The following is a 16174-nucleotide window of genomic DNA, read 5'->3' on the forward strand; positions in this document are numbered from 1 at the left end:
CACTCACACACGGTAACGGCTGACCTGGTCTGACATATCTGCCGCCAGCGCCTTGAGTCGTTGTGTGGCCGCCCCAGCCCTACGAGTTCCTTGGGCGGTTTGCTCTGTTATAGCAACGATCTCGTGAACATTCTGATTGATGGTCTCGGAGACGCTGGTTTGCTCCTCGGCAGCACTGGCAATCTGGATGTTCATCTCGTTGATAGTACCAACAGCCTGATTAATTCTCTTCAGCGCTTCATTTACTTGACGGGTTTCCACGACGGTCGCTTCACTCCGTTCACTGATTGCACCAATCAGCTTCACAGCGTTGCTTGCGCCGGTTTGCAGACGTTCGATCGTCTCTTGAATTTCCTGGGTACTCTTTTGAGTCCGGCTGGCCAGTGTGCGAACCTCATCTGCAACGACTGCAAAGCCTCGACCAGCTTCGCCGGCGCGCGCAGCCTCTATGGCCGCATTCAGGGCCAGCAGGTTTGTCTGATCGGCAATCGCACGAATCACTTCTAAAACACTGTCGACTTTCCGGGAGTCCACACCCAGTCTTTCAATCACCTTAACGCCTTCCGCAACCTGCTCTGATAAACCGCCGATTACCTCGATGGTCTGATGTACCAAGCCCTGGGCATCCACTACCTGAACGTTGGCACGGTCCGCAGCATCAGAAGCTTCGCTGGCGTTATTAGCCACTTCCTGTGCTGCCGCTGTCATCTCGTTCATGGCGGTTGCCACCTGATCACTCTCGGATTTTTGACGCTCCACGCCCTGCGTTGACTCCTCCATTACCTGACTCAGTTCTGCAGAGGCTTCGTTCAAAGTACCCGTGGATGAGAGAACCTGCTCAACCAGTCCGTGCACCTGATCCGCAAAGCTGTTAAATGCGATTGCCAACTGACTCAACTCATCTTTGCCGTCTATGTCCAGTCGACGGGTCAAGTCACCGTCGCCGCTGGCGATATCGTTCATTGCAGATACCGCGGATTTCAATGGGCGGATAATGCTACGGACAACAACCAGGGCAAAAAGCCCAATAATAACCAGCGCAATCAGTGAGGTCGTCACTGAACCAATGACAGCGTTATCCAATGCATCCCCGACTTTGCTGTCCATGGCAGCGACCTGTTCTTCCAGACCGTCTACCCAAAACCCTGTACCAATCATGATATTCCACTGCGGTAGCATCTCTGCGTAACCCAGTTTCGGGGCCACTTTGCCTGTGGCTTCGTTCTGCCACCCATAAGAAACGTAGCCACCGCCGTCAGAAGCCACTTTTACCAGTTCGCGGATCAGGTAGGTCCCATTAGGATCCTGAAAGTTCCAGAGATTCTTGCCTTCGAGCGCCGGTTTCACGCCATGCATGACACTTACGCCACTGGTGTCGTAGGCGAAAATGTAACCCGGACTTCCGGAGTCATTGAATCTCAGCTGACGCAGTATTTCCCAAGCTTTCTGACGCACATCAGGATCTTCAGCAGAACCAGGCTGGTTATAAAGATGGGCAATTGAAGTACGCGCAAGCTCAATATAGTTTTTCAGCTCCTGGCGCTTGCTTAGCTCCATGTCGGAGGAAAAACCCGCCACTGCGCTGTCGCCAATACCCTTGGCCTGGTTCAAGTTATACGTGGTCAGAAACGCCGTAAGTACGATTACAGGCAAGAGTGCGAGCAACAGCACACGCGTCTGAATGGTCAGATTTTTCATCGCTGGTAGGTCTTTTTTTTGTGTGTGTCAGGGAATAGGCGGAAATTTTCGCCCGCGGCATTGAGGGGCAATAGTACCGGTTATCCCCTAGATTATCAGTGAGGACACTTCGCGTTTTGTCTATAAAGTGTAAAGAGGCAAAATGGAACACGTCAAACCAAGGCATGACTAGCTTTCAGCCGGCTCTACCACCACAATAATGCGCCTGACCATGCCCTTATTGATTCTTACCGGTAGATAACGTGCATTCAGCCAAACACCCTGCCCACTTGCATCAAGATTCAGAAAACGCCCGTTCTGTGCAACGCCAATAACCAGACTTCGCCAGAATACGATGTATTCTTCGCTACGGGTATAGGCTTTCTCGCACAGCACACGGTGATGCTTCCCGGTTAACTCTTCAGCCTTGTATCCCAGCAGCGCAAGAAATGCGTCGCTTACCCGGTCAATCAGGCCATCCGGGGTAAGCACCAGAACGGCCGAGGATTCTTTAATGGCCTCGAAATCCGCCTCCAGCTCGATAATCCGCTTTTCGGCAACCTCAAGCTTGTCGAGAGCGGCCTGCAGTGCTTGTTTTTTCTTACCAAAAAATGCCATCAAATAGCCTCTTCATGCAAAAGGAGAGCTTTGGAAAACCGGCGCAGCTGGCATGTTAAACCATGCGTGTTAAACGATGTGCCATCAAATGGTGATGAGAATGCCGCCGCTTGCCAACACAATCACCACTACCCACGCCGGTAATTTCCATACGCTTAAAAGGAGAAAGCCGGTCAGTGCCAACGCAAATTCGTAGGCGCCCAGAATGGCGCTGGTCCACACCGGCTGATAAAGCGCTGCCGCCAAAATGCCTACCACGGCTGCATTGGCACCACTCATCAATGCCCGCGCGCGGCCCCAACGCCGAAACCGATTCCAGTGAGGCAACACCGCCAGCAGCAACAGCATTCCGGGCAAAAAGATCATAAACAGCGCCAGGGCAGCTCCGAACAGGCTACCTCCGAGCGGTGTCATCACTGCGCCAAGATAGGAGGCAAAGGTGAACAAAGGCCCGGGCACGGCCTGAGCGGCACCATAACCCGCCAGAAATTCGTTCGCCCCAACCCAACCGGATTGCACCACCTCGGCTTCCAGTAACGGCAACACCACGTGACCACCGCCAAACACCAGGGCGCCAGCGCGATAAAAGGCATCCATAACCGCCACAGTGGCTGAAGGGGTAACCCAGGCCAGTAACGGCAGGCCGACCAGCAAAACAGCGAAGATGAGCCCCGCCAAGTAGCCGACACGGGCAGAAACCGGTAACAGCAACTCGGGTGCGTCGTTGTCAGCCTGAACCCGGCACAGAACCATGCCCGCCAAGGCGCCAATTACGATGGCCGTGACTTGGCCCAACGAGCCGTTGAACAACACCACAGTGAACACCGCTGCCAGAGCGATGCCCGCGCGCTGGCGGTCAGGGCATAAATTGCGCGCCATTCCCCATACCGCATGAGCGACTATCGCCACCGCTGTCACTTTCAAGCCGTGAATGATGCCTTGGCTTACGGGGCCATCAAGCATCCCGGCACCCAAAGCTAACAGCACCAATACAATGGCTGAAGGCAGCGTGAAAGCTGCCCAGGCTGCAGCTGCACCCCAAGGGCCGGCTCGCATCAGGCCCAGGGCGAAACCTACCTGACTGCTGGCCGGTCCGGGTAAAAATTGACACAGGGCGACAAGGTCGGCGTAAGCCTGCTCGGAAAGCCAGCGACGGCGTTCTACAAACTCCGTACGAAAGTAGCCAAGATGGGCAATGGGACCGCCAAAGGACGTCAGGCCCAATAGTAGAAAGGCGCTAAAAACCTCTCTGATGCGCTCTCTACTATATCGGGGCAGGTTTGTTTTCATAAATCCCTCTCAGTTACGGCCAGCCGACCACTTTCTCCCTATTCAAAACAGTCACTGCTGATTCAAAACAGTGACTGCTGAAAATCCTGCTTGTGTTCGCTCGACGTCTCCACGGACACACTGTGGCGGTCTGAATCGCTTCGTCGCAAATCGCTCACCCTGTCTTTGGCTTTTTTTGCCGTTGTCCGATGATCCACAATGGCTTCCGGGTAAGGCATATAACCGAGAATTTCGGCGTGTTTTGACAGCCTGAACGCCGTCTTAGACAAGTCATGAAGTTCACTGCCGGGCACATCCGCAAGTTCCGGAACCCACTTGTGGATAAAATGCCCGTCAAGATCATGGTCCCTGCCCTGTTTTACCGGGTCATAAACCATAAGCTCGTTGAATTCTGTGGTGCCCGCTATAATCTGATGAATAACATGATGAATGCCTGGCTCGTAATCCAGAAACTCGGTGGCCAGATATTCCGCCACTTTGGTGGTGGGTATCCACAGATTCATAGTAGCGAATGAGACTAGGGTTGCCCGCAGACGCATGTTAATCCAACCGGTTTGGTTGAGGAACCTCATCGCCGCATCAATATAGGGGAACCCAGTCAGCCCCTGTTTCCAGGCAGTGAAGTGTTGTTCAGATTGTCCTGAAGAATGCGTTAAAGAACGCCCTTCCCAGTAATCTGCCTCGCGGACACCGTTAAACTGCGCAAGCATGCACTCAAATTCCAGCTCGGGGCGGGTTTCAAATGTTTGCATATACTGCCGGCGCCAGCTCAACCTATCTAGATAGAAACGCGCGTTTTCCTGAAACTTACCGAACTGGTCAGCGTTCATCCGGCTGTGTGCGTCGGTTACTACTCGATCCACAGCCTGGAATATCTCTCTGTCTGAGACAATACCGTAAGCCAGATACGTTGATATCCGCGAACAGCCCTGCCAAGCCGTATTCGGGCTGGATATCTGAAACGGGTATTGCTTTAAATACGGAACGGTGAAGAATCGATTTAAATTTTTGATGGCTTGTGACCGCCCGCCCTTCTGCCTCAGCGGTTTGTCTGTTCCAGCCGCTTTTGGTATTCCCTTCGGATCACAAGACGGAAACGGCAGGGGCGCGAATCGCTCGGCTAGGTCGGTGCCAATAGGGTCACGAAGTTTGGATGACACAGAACCGGCAAAATAAGGAGGGAATAACTCGGGCTTTTGCGACCCTCTGGCAATCCCGTTTTGCGCGAGCTCCAGCAGTTCAACGCCATGGTCGGCACACCAGGCAGCAACCGCTTTATCTCGCTGGAACTGGCTGTTTTGAGTGGTTTCCTGATGGGTCCATATCTTGGTTAGAGGCTGCACGCGGTGGATGCGATCAAGAACATCCACCGTTTCGCCAACAGCCTGAAGGAGCTTGCCTCCAATCGACTGAAAATCACGATCAAGCTCTTCAAGAGTTTCCTGAATGAATAACTGGTGCTGCCTTGAAACGTCTGGCTGCTGAATCAGCTCAGGCTCATGACAGTAGAGGGGAAGCACTTTCCCCTTCTTGCGAAAGGCTCGCATGCTTTCAAAAAAAGGCTCTGAGTCCTGAAGCCTCAGGTTGCGTTTAAGCCAGAATATCTGCACCCATCAATTCCCGTAAGGCGTTATTCTGCTGATCAAAGGCAGGTCAGAAAATGAATCTGTCTCGCCTCTGAAACGAAGGACGTTGAAACGGAGGACTTTCGTAAAACAGCCAGTCAGGCAGCCTTACGAAAATCCTCCATCCTTGTGGTTTTGTCACGGCTGCGGCGGTATTTACTTTTGTTCTCCACTACCCGCATCTGGTACTTCGGGGTTCTGAGTTCGCGCTGAACCGCGCTGTGTTTTGTCGGCTGTGCTTTCTTTTTCGCCATCGTTATTTCTCCATTGGCGGTTTCAGGTTTAACGACCTAATCATAACACCCTCCGGTTGTTGCGAGGCATATGGGTTATTACGATGAGTCTGTTACGGAGTCAGATTAATTGCCATAGCAATCCAAATCCCTTTTTTCTTGCAAACTGAACATGAATGCACGACTAATGAGGGCCTGCTTCCGCAACGGCGAGAGATCATTTTATGGATTACCTTACCTACCGCGAAAAACTGCAAAGCCACTTCCCCGAGCCCGTACTGGCGTTCAAGCCGGACGAATACGAGGCAAGGCTCGCCTCTGTTCGTCAGAGAATGGCCGAAGCCCAACTTGACCTGTTACTACTGACCGAAGCCAGCGAACTGTGTTATCTGACCGGATACACGACCTTCGAGGTCTCGGTCCAGTGCGTGCTGCTAGTCGCGTTTGATAGAACCGTGCTGTTCGTGCCGGCCATTGAGATGGGCCCTGCCGTGTATCTGAGCCGGGTGGACGACGTTATTGGCTATCCATGGCAGGCGCCCGAAACAGTGGCAAGCGATCTGGCTGTTCAGGTGCGCCGCACGGCGGGAAGCACAACACCGCGAATCGGCTTTAACCCCTGGGCGGGCTCTTTTCGGCCGGGACTGCTTTCGGCACTCAAGAACACGTTAGACGCCGCCACATTTATCGATTTCGGCGCACTGATCGATCGGGTTCGACTGGTTAAATCGTCCGCCGAACTGGCGTATCTTGCCGAAAGCGCCGCCATTACCAACGCCGGTCTAAACGCAGCAACAGCGGTGATAAAGGCGGGTGTGGTCGACCATGAAATTGCCCGGGCTGGAGCCAGCTCCATGCTGGGAGCCGGCAGCGAATTCATGAGCATGCAACCGATTGTAACGACTGGTGCGCGCAGCGGCATCATTCATACCAATCATGCGGGTTACGAGGTTGCACGCGGAGATGTGGTGTTCACTGAATTCGGTGCGGTTCGCAAACGCTACACCGCGCCTATGATGCGTACCGCCGTCGTTGGCGAAGCTTCCGCCGAAATTCGTGAATTTCATGCGGTCTGTCTTGAAGTTCTGGCAGCAGTGATGTCGGCCGCGCGCGCCGGGTCAAGCTTCGCCTCGGCAGCCCGCGCTGGCGAGCTCGCGCTAGCGCCAATCGTCGACCGTGCGTTTTTCTCTGGCGTATTTGGCTACCCGGTCGGCGCGTCGTTTCCGCCATCGTGGGTCGCCGGCTCCATGTTTATAACCACAGACAACCCGGCAATTCTGGAGCAAGACATGGTGTTTCATCTGCCAATCTGCCTGCGCAAACCGGGCGAGTTTGGCGTTGGTTTCAGCGAAACGGTCCGCATTACAGCCACCGGGGCCGAACGCATCACTAAAAATACGCTGTCTCTCAGGGAAGTCTTCCTGTAAAGGCAACACCGACTTCCGACTTCTGCCTTCGTGCCGGTTTCTGCCTTCGTAACAGTACCTTGGAGTGTTCTTGACCGGCATCAATCAGCGCATCCTCAGAGCGCCTACACTAAACTTAAGTAAACAACTCAACACATCACAGGATGTCTCTCAATGCCCATTGAAAAGCATGACCTTATCCATGAATGTCCGGAATCTAAAGATACGATCCACAAGCTAAAAATGTCTGACCAGCACTTCGCTAAACTGTTTGAGGAGTACCACAATTTACAGCACGAAGTGCATCGCATTGAAACCGAAGTAGAAACAACATCAGATGAATATCTGGAAACTCAAAAGAAAAAGAGGTTGAGCCTTAAGGATCAACTCTCCGCAATCATCAAGGATTATGAAGCCTCTATCACAAGCTAATCCTCACGCGGCTTGATATGGAACTGAGCCTGCCCACCAGCATTATCGACCTTTTGATCAGGCCCCCCAGTTCTGCGGTAATCGTGGTCGAGCTGCCATTAGTTTGGGGCTGTGGGCTTGGGTAACACAGCGGCATCGGCAGCAGCTTCGTTTTTTGCAACCTCGCGGCGAACAGCTCGCGGCGCACCGAACGCCAGTATGGCCGCAAGCATTGAGCACACCGCCATCACAATCACTACGTTCAACAAAGACTCCTTCACCACCGTGGTGGAAAAAGCACTGATGGCGCCGGCCAGGGTGAATTGAGTAGCGCCCAGCATCGCCGCAGCCGTGCCTCCCAGGTGCGGAAAAAACTCCAGAGCATTCGCCATATTGTTGGGAATGATAGAACCCATAAAGCCTACGGCCGTCACAATGCAGCCAGCAGTGACCCACCAGGGAGCCCCAACCCAAGCCAGCGCCACTAACACCAGCAACGCGATGAACTGCAACAATACCGATACTCGCAGAATCGACACCGCCTCGAAGTGCCTTAACAAATAACGGTTAACTATGTTGAGGCTGGCCATTAACACAATATTGGCGGCAAACAGCGCAGAAAACAGGGTGTTGGAGAGGCCAAACCATTCCTGATAAATAAACGATGCGTGGGTTATAAACACCAGCATAGCGCTGAAACACAGCGCTTGTATGGCAACAAAACGCATGGTCACCCAGTGTCTCAGCACCAGACTGTAGTTTGTGACCAGAGTAGATACCGGGGTTTTTACCCGCTCTCTGGCCGGCAAATGGCGAAATAGACGCAGCTTCAGCACAACGGCTAAAAACACCGCGTAGCCCGTCAGCATCAAGAATATCGCCGGCCAGTCGGCCAATGCCAACAAAATCACCCCGAGAGTAGGCGCAGCTGCCGGCGCTATAAACATAACCAGACCAATCAGACCAAACAGCCGGGCTGCGTCTTTGCCGTGAACCTGGTCGCGCACGATAGCCGGCACAGACACCGCGCAAAAGGCCCCGCCCATGCCCTGCACCAACCGCCAGCCCAGCATTTCGTTCAGGCTGCTCGCTTGTGCAACCATGGCTGCGGCAACGGCGAACACAAACAGGCCGCCGAGCAAAATAATCTGGCGACCGTAGCGGTCAGACAGCGGCCCGCCCACCAGTTGCGAAAGGCCCAGAGCCCCGACATAAACGCTCAGGGTCAACCCTACATCGGTATGGTCAACGTTCAAATCCGCGGCAATCTGCGGGAACGCGGGCAGGTAAGCATCCAAAGCCAGGGGCCCGAGTGCCACCGTCATTCCCAGTAAAATTGCCAATTGCAGTTGCGACACGCACATTTGCCTTTTTAGTAGCGCCAGCCCTTAAGCAGACCGGTCAGTATTTTCGGTAAAAAACGGGCCCTGAATACAGAGCACGGTTTGGCAAACTATCAAGCATTCAAGGGGCGCACAGCCAAAAATTGTAGCATGCTCGCAAAAGCACGTTATTTCGAAACCAGAACGTGTCTTTCAAAGTGTTTGCATTAAGGCAAACCAGACCGTATAAAAAGTGTTGATTTACACTGGCGCAGTCCGTAAAACAGACGCCTTTGATGTGTAGCCTCAGGAGCCAACAATGGCGGACCAAGCGCCCTTGATCTGTAAGGATATTTGCAAAACCTTCGACAAGCTTGATGTGCTAAAAGGCATTTCGCTGGAAACTCAAAAAGGCGATGTTGTATCGCTGATTGGCAGTTCAGGTTCCGGAAAAAGCACCTTTTTGCGCTGTATTAACCTGCTGGAAACGCCCACTTCCGGCGAAATTATTGTACAAGGCGACCCCATCCGCTTTGCGCAGAATCGCAAAGGCGAGCGCATTCCTGCCAACAACCACCAGGTAGAACTAATACGCGCGAAACTGTCGATGGTTTTCCAGGGTTTCAATCTTTGGTCGCACATGACCGTCCTGGAAAACATTATTGAAGCGCCCATCCACGTGCTGAAGGTACCCAAGAAGGAGGCCATCGAGCGCGCCGAAAGCTATTTGCACAAGGTCGGCATTTACGAGCGCAAGGACTATTATCCGGCGCAGATGTCAGGTGGCCAGCAACAAAGAGCCGCGATTGCACGAGCTCTGGCGATGGAACCGGACGTCATGCTGTTTGACGAGCCTACCTCAGCGCTAGACCCTGAACTGGTGGGCGAAGTGTTGCGGGTTATGCAAAGCTTGGCTGAAGAAGGCCGCACTATGATTGTGGTGACCCACGAAATGGCCTTCGCCAAAGACGTTTCAACCAAGGTGCTTTTCCTGCATCAGGGCGTCATTGAAGAACAGGGCTCACCGACGAAGATATTTGACAACCCGGAATCTGAGCGGATGCAGCAATTTCTGGCTCCCAAGTTCGGATAACCGATGTTATCGTGTTTTTCGTATTTCATTTTGTGTATCGTGTTTTTGTACAATTTTTTGACATTCGCGTTCTATGCGGCGTAGTGATAAAAAAGCCATTAAAGGCAAACAACTGGAGAGAGATTTATGAAAAAAATTCTAATTGCCGCTGGCTGCGCACTGGTCATGCTGACAGGTTCGGCACAGGCCGAAGACAGCATTCGCATTGCTTTTGATGTGCCCTACGAACCGTTCGAATACAAAGATGAAAACGGCGAACTCACCGGCTTTGAAGTCGAACTGGCTGAAGCCATGTGCGCAGAAATGGACGCCAAGTGCGAGTTTGTCATCCAAGCCTGGGACGGCATGATTCCTGGCCTGCTGGCGCGCAAGTTTGACGCCATAATGTCCTCCATGTCGGTCACCCCGGAACGCGCCGAGCGCGTACTGTTCTCCAAACCTTACTACAACACACCGGGCGGCTGGTTTGCCGCGGAAGGGTTTGATATCGACGTAACCGACATGGTCGCCATGAAAGACAAGTCTGTAGGCGTGCAACGTGGCACCACCATGGATACATTTGTCACTGAAAACATGACCGGCGTTGTAAACATCAAGCGTTACAACACCGCCGACGACATGGTTCTCGATCTGGAAGGCCAGCGCCTGGACGTGGTATTTGTAGACTATCCGGTGGGCGAACAGACCATCAAAAACAAGGAAGGTTTTATTGAAACCGGAGAGTCAGTAAAGCTGGGTGAAGGCGTAGGCGTCGCAATGCGCAAGCGCGATACAGACCTGGCCGAGCGTGTCAACAAAGCGCTGGACACCCTCAAAGAGAATGGCACTTACGACGCCATCATGAAGAAGTACTTCGCTTACGACATCAAGGTTTAATCATGCCTTCGGGGTGGCCGTTCTGGTCACTCCGGATTACCGGAATATTTCATGCTTGATCTGAAAGGTTACGGCCCGGAATTGCTGAGCGGGGCTTTTGTGACAATGGAACTGGCGTTCCTGTCGCTGGCCGTATCGCTAATCTTAGGCCTGGTTGGAGCCTCTGCCAAGCTGTCGAACAACCGACCATTGCGCGCCATAGCGACGACCTACACCACCTGCATTCGCGGCGTCCCAGACATAGTAATGATGATGTTGTTCTATTACGGCGGCCAGCTGGCGGTGAACAGCCTGTCTGATGTGTTGTGGGAAGCTTACGAAATCGACTTCTTTTTTCAATTCGACCCTTTTATTTCCGGCGTAGTCACCATCGGTCTTATTTTTGGCGCCTATATGACCGAAACCTTCCGCGGTGCCTTTTTAGCGGTAGACACCGGCCAGATAGAAGCTGCCCGGGCTTATGGGTTTTCACGCTGGCATACCTTTCGACGTATTATATTTCCGCAAATGCTGCGCCATGCCCTACCTGGCATTGGCAACAACTGGCAGGTATTGCTGAAAACCACCGCGTTGGTATCCATTATCGGCCTGACCGATATGGTGAGAGTGGCTGAAGAAGCTGCCAAAGCCGAGCGCATGCCGTTCCACTTTTTCATCCCCGTGGCCTTTGTTTATCTGTCGCTGACAGCGGTTTCCGAGCTGTTCATCAAGTGGCTGGACATTCGCGCCAATGTTGGCGTGGTGCAGAGGAGCTGATTTATGCCAGACGTCATCAGCCAGTGGCTGAACCAGAATGATATCTTCACCGTCATGACTCTGCTGGAATACTGGAATGGCTTGGTAACCACCGTGCACCTGGTATTTTTATCGCTGTTGATCGGCCTTGTCACTGCATTACCCCTGGCCATTCTGCGCACCGTGCGAAACCCGTTTGTGTCTGGCCCGATCTGGGTGTTCACCTATCTGTTTCGCGGCACGCCGCTGCTGATTCAGCTGTACATCATTTACTACGGCATTGCCCAGATTCCCGGTATTCAGGAAACCTTCTGGTGGAATATTTTCCGTGAGCCTTTTTACCCCGCCCTGCTGGCGTTTACCCTCAACACAGCCGCCTACACCACCGAAATTATCCGCGGTGCCATTATCGCCACGCCGATGGGCGAAATTGAAGCTGCCAAAGCCTACGGTATGAGTTGGATGCTGCGTATGCGCCGCATTATTCTGCCCAACGCGGCGCGCCGTGCGGTTCAGGCCTACTCGAACGAAGTGATTTTTATGCTGCACGCCAGCGCTATTGCCAGCGTGGTTACGATGGTGGATTTGACCGGCGCCGCGCGCAATATATACGCACGCACCTACGCACCCTTTGACGCATTCATATTCGTCGCGCTGATTTACCTGATGCTAACCTTTATACTGGTGTTTGTGTTCCGCAAACTGGAAAACCACCTGCTACGCCATCAGCGCCCGGTGAACTCCTGACGAGGAATTCCTGCTAAAGAGCAACCAATGACCGCCAGCAGCGCATTTTTTAACAGCAAACAAGACTGGCTAAGCCACACCTTGGAAAACGCGAGCAAAGCCCTTCCCCAATGCCGCCATAGATTGCCGGGAGGGGGAGAACTGGTTCAACTGGGCACCGGCATTTTACAGGTTAGCCCGCCAGTAAACCGCCAAAACACCCATCAAGACGCGATGATGATTTCTGCCGGTGTTCACGGCAATGAAACCGCGCCCATCGAAGTGCTGAACCAGCTAGTGAACGAACTGCTTAGTGGCACCTTACAACCTGCCTGCCCCGCCTTGCTAATACTGGGCAACCCGCAGGCCATGGTAACGGGGCAGCGCTTTATTGACGCCAACCTGAACCGACTGTTCAGCGGCGCGCACCGGCGTGACGAAGTCCGTCAAACACCGGAAGCCGAGCGCGCGCAGCAGCTGGAACAGCTGTGCCAAACCTTCGCCGAGCAAACGCAGGCACTGGGCCTGGCGTTGAGCCACTACGATCTGCACACCGCCATACGGTCTTCTCAAAGGGAGAAGTTCGCACTCTATGCGTTTGTGGCCGGCCGCCAGGTACCTGCTGAGCAGTGCGCTTTTTTACTGGAAGCGGATGTGCATACCCTGCTACTGCAACACAAAGCGGGCACCACCTTTGCTTCATTTTCGTCGTCCGCTCTGAAAGCCCAAAGCTTTACGGTAGAGCTGGGCCAGGTAAAACCCTTCGGCCAGAACGATCTGAGCCGTTTTCAAGGTATTCATAACGCACTGGAACGGCGCCTGGCCGGATTACCAGCACCAGCTTCTGCTGCCACACCAGGCGAGCCAGCAGAGATGGCGATATTTCAGGTGGTTCACGAAATTCTGAACAGCGGTGAGGGTTTTCAGTTTCACGTGCCGGATGACGTGGCAAACTTCACCCAATACGCCCCGGGCACTGTCATTTGGGAAGACAGCCATCAACGCTACTGCGTAGGTGAGAAGCCAGAAGCCATTGTGTTTCCAAACCGCGATGTGCCCATTGGCCAGCGTGTGGGATTGCTAGTGTCCCGACTGGCCGTTTGAACGTTCCATGAGTTCAAACAGCCAGCCGGAAAACGGATCAGGCCGGTAAGTTGTCCGGTTCGGCTACCGGCACTTTGATGAGCAACGAGCAAACCGCAGGGATCATCAGCAGGGTCAGCACGGTAGACGCCAGCAGGCCGGAGATAATGGCCCAGGCCATGGGTGGCCATAGCGTAGAGCTGCTGAACGCTAGCGGCAGTAAACCCGCCACGGTAGTAGCGGTGGTCAGCAGAATGGGCCGGGTGCGTTGTTCTACGGCCTTGCGCACGGCGTTAAAAATGTCGTGGCCGTTATCCAATTCCCTATCCATCACATCCAGCAGCACAATGGCGTTATTCACCACAATACCCACCAGCGCAATCACCCCCAACAATGACTGAAAACCGAAAGGCGAACCGCTCAGCACCAGCCCCGGGAATATACCCACGGTAGCCAACGGCACGGTCAGCAGAATAATCCCCACCCGGCGGAAGGAATTAAACTGCAACAGCAGAAAGAATAATAACAGCAGAATACCGATGGGCGCAGCCTTTAGCAGCGCGCCGTTAGCGTCGCCCGAACCTTCGGCATCACCGCCCAGCTCCAGCCGCGTACCCGGCGGCAAAGGGTCGGATTCCAGCGCACGGTTCATGCCATCCAAAGCCTGGCTAAAGCTGAACCCGGTGACCAGGTTCGCCGTTACCGTATTGATTGGCGCGCCATTGCGGGAATACATCACCGCCGCTTCCCAACGGGTGTCTACCGAGGCCAGCGCCGCCAGCGGTATGGCGTCACCATGGCTGTTGTAGATGTTCACCGACAGCAACCGTTCGAGCGAAATAGCCGTACCCTCGCGGGAACGCAACACCAACGGAATAGGGTCTTCTTCCTGGCGATAGGTTTCCGCCGCTATACCAAAACTCTGACCGTAAAGACTGTTCGCTACGTCGGCACGGGTCAGGCCAAAGCGCGCAGCGGTGGCGTCATCCACGTTAATTTCAATGCCGGGCACGCCAATATCCAGGTCATGACGCAAGTCTACCGTGCCAACGTTCGCCCGTAAGGCGCGGAAGACCTGCTCGGTGGCAAGGGCACGAGCTTCCGCGTTTGCGTTGTATATCCGCACCTCTACCGGTGCTGCCCGCGGCGGCCCCTGCGCCAGGGTGCCTACCACCACCTCCAGCTCAGGCAGATGTTCGGCCACATAGGTACGCACCCAGCGGATCATGTCGGTAGTATCGGCCAGGGTGGGCGTGCGTATCACCAGTCGGCCGCGGTTGGGCGCCTGGGGTGATCGCTGCAGGTTGTAATAAAAACTGGGGCCGGCAAAACCAACAAAACGCTGTATATCCAGCGCCGCCGGCTGGCTGCGAATCGCCTGTTCCAGCTGGGCAGCCACCGCCGATGTCTGCGCCTGATCAGTACCCTCGGGCAGGTACATTTCCACAATCACCCGCGGCCGGTCGGCGTTCGGGAAAAACTGTTGGGCCATAAACGGCGTCATGCCTAGGCTGGCAAACACTAATAATGAGCCCGCCAGCACCAAGCGCTTAGGATGGTAGAACACCAGACCGCCAAGAAAGCGCGCAAGCCCGATTAAGCGGTCTTCCTTCTCGCGACGGCGGGCCTTCAGAAACCGCGCCGCTAGCAATGGCACCACAGATATAGCCAGCAAATAGCTAACAGACAACGTCAGCATGATCATGATCGGCACGCCACGGGTGAAGTCGGCGGCACCGCCTTTTGACAACAACATGGGTGTAAACGCGGCGAGCGTAGTGCCGGTTGATGCACCCAAAGGCCCTGCCAGCTCACCCACTGCTTTACGCAGGGCATCCAGCCGGCGCATGCCTTCATCGAGATGGCCCTGTATGTTCTCCACAATCACAATGGCGTTATCAATCAGAATGCCGAGGGAAATCACCATGCCAATAATGGCTACCTGATGTAGCACGCCGCCGCCCATGTCATAAAGGCCAATGCTAATCAGCGCTACCATCGGCAGAATGGACGCCACCAAAAGCCCCATGCGTATGCCCATCCCAGTGAACACCACCGCTACAATAATCAGCACTGACAGCACCAGGCTCCACGCCAAGCCTATCAAGCGCTCCTGTACCTTGTCCGGCTGGAAAAACATCTCGTGAATCTGATAAGGCGCAAAATCACCCTGAATCTGTTGCAATCGCTCCCGCACCTGCTGGCCAAAGCGGATGGCATCGGTGGTGTCTTCTTCCATTATCAGCGACAGCGTTACCACCCGTTCGCCGTCATACCAGGTTTCCGGCTGGCGCGGTTCCACTGGCCCACGCCACACCTCCACCGCCGCCGCCAGCGGCACTTGGGAGCCGTCTGGAAGTTCAATGGGCGTGGCGCGTATGGCTTCAATGTCGGTAAATTGGCTGTTCGGCAGTATCGATAGGCGGCGGCCGTTTACTACTACAAAGCCGCCCGGCGTGGTCTGGTTGCGCTGTGCCAGGGTGTCCAACACTTGGGCCGGGGAGATGCCCAGGCGGAAGAGCGCAGAGTCGTCTAGCGCCAGGGTTATCTGTTCATCGCTGTCGCCGTCTAACTCAACGCGAGACAATCCGCTGATATCACCCAGATTCGTCTTTAACCTCTCGGCCACTGCGGTCAGCTCGGCAACAGAGGGCGACCCCGCCACTGCTAGCACAATCGCCGGAATATCAATCAAGCGGTCGTCTAGCGCCATCAATCCCACATTCTCAGGAAAATCCCGGCGAGCCCGGTCCATCGCCCGGCGCACACGGTCCCAAGCCGGATTGGTTTCATATATCGTGTCTTTCAGGCGCAAGCTCAGCAGCGCTACGCCGGTGCGAGCAATGCCCTGGCTGTAATCCAGTTCCTCCACTTGCCGCAATTCGTCGGTCAGCGGTTGCAGCACCAGGCGCTCTATATCCGCGGCGCTGGCACCGGGATAAACCACCGACACAAGGCCCGCTCGATAGGGAAACGATGGGTCCTCCTGGCGCGGCATGGTGCTGAAAGCGGCAATGCCCAAAAGGCACAGCATCGTAACAACCATGCCCAGCAGGCGTTGAAAATTTAGCAGGCGGCG

General features: G+C 54.4%; 14 protein-coding genes. 7 read left to right on the forward strand and 7 right to left on the reverse strand.

Features of this window, described 5'->3' with window-relative positions:
* Positions 1 to 3 precede the first annotated feature (3 nt).
* From MRBBS_RS15655 to MRBBS_RS19700, 5 genes are all read right to left on the reverse strand, one after another.
* Positions 4 to 1698 carry a methyl-accepting chemotaxis protein gene (locus tag MRBBS_RS15655; RefSeq protein ID WP_014872552.1) on the reverse strand — a complete coding sequence of 565 codons (1695 nt, stop codon included), beginning with the start codon at positions 1696 to 1698 and terminating at the stop codon, positions 4 to 6.
* 168 nt (positions 1699 to 1866) lie between these two features.
* The gene (locus tag MRBBS_RS15660; protein WP_014872553.1) at positions 1867 to 2295 is read right to left on the reverse strand and encodes a PAS domain-containing protein; all 429 of its coding nucleotides are present in this window, start codon (positions 2293 to 2295) and stop codon (positions 1867 to 1869) included.
* Between the two features lie 84 nt (positions 2296 to 2379).
* The gene (chrA, locus tag MRBBS_RS15665; protein ID WP_041635335.1) at positions 2380 to 3585 is read right to left on the reverse strand and encodes a chromate efflux transporter; all 1206 of its coding nucleotides are present in this window, start codon (positions 3583 to 3585) and stop codon (positions 2380 to 2382) included.
* Between the two features lie 62 nt (positions 3586 to 3647).
* Entirely contained in the window at positions 3648 to 5195 is a 1548-nt protein-coding gene (locus tag MRBBS_RS15670; RefSeq protein WP_014872555.1) for an FAD-binding domain-containing protein, read from the reverse strand.
* 113 nt (positions 5196 to 5308) lie between these two features.
* Positions 5309 to 5464 (reverse strand): hypothetical protein, encoded by a 156-nt coding sequence (locus MRBBS_RS19700; protein WP_007349376.1) that lies wholly within the window; start codon positions 5462 to 5464, stop codon positions 5309 to 5311.
* 203 nt (positions 5465 to 5667) lie between these two features.
* Here MRBBS_RS19700 and MRBBS_RS15675 point away from each other — a divergent pair, with 203 nt between their 5' ends.
* Together MRBBS_RS15675 and MRBBS_RS15680 are read left to right on the forward strand one after the other, a co-directional pair.
* Positions 5668 to 6870 carry a M24 family metallopeptidase gene (locus MRBBS_RS15675; RefSeq protein ID WP_014872556.1) on the forward strand — a complete coding sequence of 401 codons (1203 nt, stop codon included), beginning with the start codon at positions 5668 to 5670 and terminating at the stop codon, positions 6868 to 6870.
* Between the two features lie 153 nt (positions 6871 to 7023).
* Positions 7024 to 7281, forward strand: coding sequence for a YdcH family protein (locus tag MRBBS_RS15680; protein WP_014872557.1), 258 nt, complete (start codon positions 7024 to 7026; stop codon positions 7279 to 7281).
* Positions 7282 to 7379: 98 nt separating this feature from the next.
* On the opposite strand, the gene MRBBS_RS15685 is transcribed toward MRBBS_RS15680, so the two are convergent.
* Positions 7380 to 8618, reverse strand: a complete 1239-nt coding sequence (locus MRBBS_RS15685) for a multidrug effflux MFS transporter (RefSeq protein ID WP_014872558.1) — start codon at positions 8616 to 8618, stop codon at positions 7380 to 7382.
* A 283-nt stretch (positions 8619 to 8901) separates the two neighbouring features.
* Between MRBBS_RS15685 and MRBBS_RS15690 the strand changes: the two genes are divergently transcribed.
* The 5 genes from MRBBS_RS15690 (at position 8902) to astE (ending at position 13116) form a co-directional block, all read left to right on the forward strand.
* Positions 8902 to 9675, forward strand: a complete 774-nt coding sequence (locus tag MRBBS_RS15690; protein ID WP_014872559.1) for an ABC transporter ATP-binding protein — start codon at positions 8902 to 8904, stop codon at positions 9673 to 9675.
* Between the two features lie 126 nt (positions 9676 to 9801).
* The gene (locus MRBBS_RS15695; RefSeq protein ID WP_014872560.1) at positions 9802 to 10551 is read left to right on the forward strand and encodes a transporter substrate-binding domain-containing protein; all 750 of its coding nucleotides are present in this window, start codon (positions 9802 to 9804) and stop codon (positions 10549 to 10551) included.
* A 51-nt stretch (positions 10552 to 10602) separates the two neighbouring features.
* A complete protein-coding gene (locus tag MRBBS_RS15700; protein ID WP_014872561.1) occupies positions 10603 to 11307 on the forward strand; it encodes an ABC transporter permease in 705 nt (234 codons plus the stop codon).
* 3 nt (positions 11308 to 11310) lie between these two features.
* A complete protein-coding gene (locus MRBBS_RS15705; RefSeq protein WP_014872562.1) occupies positions 11311 to 12033 on the forward strand; it encodes an ABC transporter permease in 723 nt (240 codons plus the stop codon).
* A gap of 27 nt (positions 12034 to 12060) precedes the next feature.
* A complete protein-coding gene (gene astE, locus MRBBS_RS15710) occupies positions 12061 to 13116 on the forward strand; it encodes a succinylglutamate desuccinylase (protein WP_014872563.1) in 1056 nt (351 codons plus the stop codon).
* A gap of 37 nt (positions 13117 to 13153) precedes the next feature.
* On the opposite strand, the gene MRBBS_RS15715 is transcribed toward astE, so the two are convergent.
* A complete protein-coding gene (locus MRBBS_RS15715) occupies positions 13154 to 16141 on the reverse strand; it encodes an efflux RND transporter permease subunit (RefSeq protein ID WP_050996745.1) in 2988 nt (995 codons plus the stop codon).
* Positions 16142 to 16174: the final 33 nt, after the last annotated feature.

The sequence above is a fragment of the Marinobacter sp. BSs20148 genome, from assembly GCF_000283275.1.
Taxonomy (GTDB): domain Bacteria; phylum Pseudomonadota; class Gammaproteobacteria; order Pseudomonadales; family Oleiphilaceae; genus Marinobacter; species Marinobacter psychrophilus.

What these genes read in the sequence shown, in the direction of transcription:
- MRBBS_RS15705 (WP_014872562.1), top strand. Translation starts at nt 11,311, where the DNA reads ATGCCAGACGTCATCAGCCAGTGGCTGAACCAGAATGATATCTTCACC.
- astE (WP_014872563.1), top strand. Translation starts at nt 12,061, where the DNA reads ATGACCGCCAGCAGCGCATTTTTTAACAGCAAACAAGACTGGCTAAGC.
- MRBBS_RS15690 (WP_014872559.1), top strand. Translation starts at nt 8,902, where the DNA reads ATGGCGGACCAAGCGCCCTTGATCTGTAAGGATATTTGCAAAACCTTC.
- chrA (WP_041635335.1), bottom strand. Translation starts at nt 3,585, where the DNA reads ATGAAAACAAACCTGCCCCGATATAGTAGAGAGCGCATCAGAGAGGTT.
- MRBBS_RS15660 (WP_014872553.1), bottom strand. Translation starts at nt 2,295, where the DNA reads ATGGCATTTTTTGGTAAGAAAAAACAAGCACTGCAGGCCGCTCTCGAC.
- MRBBS_RS15680 (WP_014872557.1), top strand. Translation starts at nt 7,024, where the DNA reads ATGCCCATTGAAAAGCATGACCTTATCCATGAATGTCCGGAATCTAAA.
- MRBBS_RS15695 (WP_014872560.1), top strand. Translation starts at nt 9,802, where the DNA reads ATGAAAAAAATTCTAATTGCCGCTGGCTGCGCACTGGTCATGCTGACA.
- MRBBS_RS15715 (WP_050996745.1), bottom strand. Translation starts at nt 16,141, where the DNA reads ATGGTTGTTACGATGCTGTGCCTTTTGGGCATTGCCGCTTTCAGCACC.
- MRBBS_RS15700 (WP_014872561.1), top strand. Translation starts at nt 10,603, where the DNA reads ATGCTTGATCTGAAAGGTTACGGCCCGGAATTGCTGAGCGGGGCTTTT.
- MRBBS_RS15675 (WP_014872556.1), top strand. Translation starts at nt 5,668, where the DNA reads ATGGATTACCTTACCTACCGCGAAAAACTGCAAAGCCACTTCCCCGAG.
- MRBBS_RS19700 (WP_007349376.1), bottom strand. Translation starts at nt 5,464, where the DNA reads ATGGCGAAAAAGAAAGCACAGCCGACAAAACACAGCGCGGTTCAGCGC.
- MRBBS_RS15655 (WP_014872552.1), bottom strand. Translation starts at nt 1,698, where the DNA reads ATGAAAAATCTGACCATTCAGACGCGTGTGCTGTTGCTCGCACTCTTG.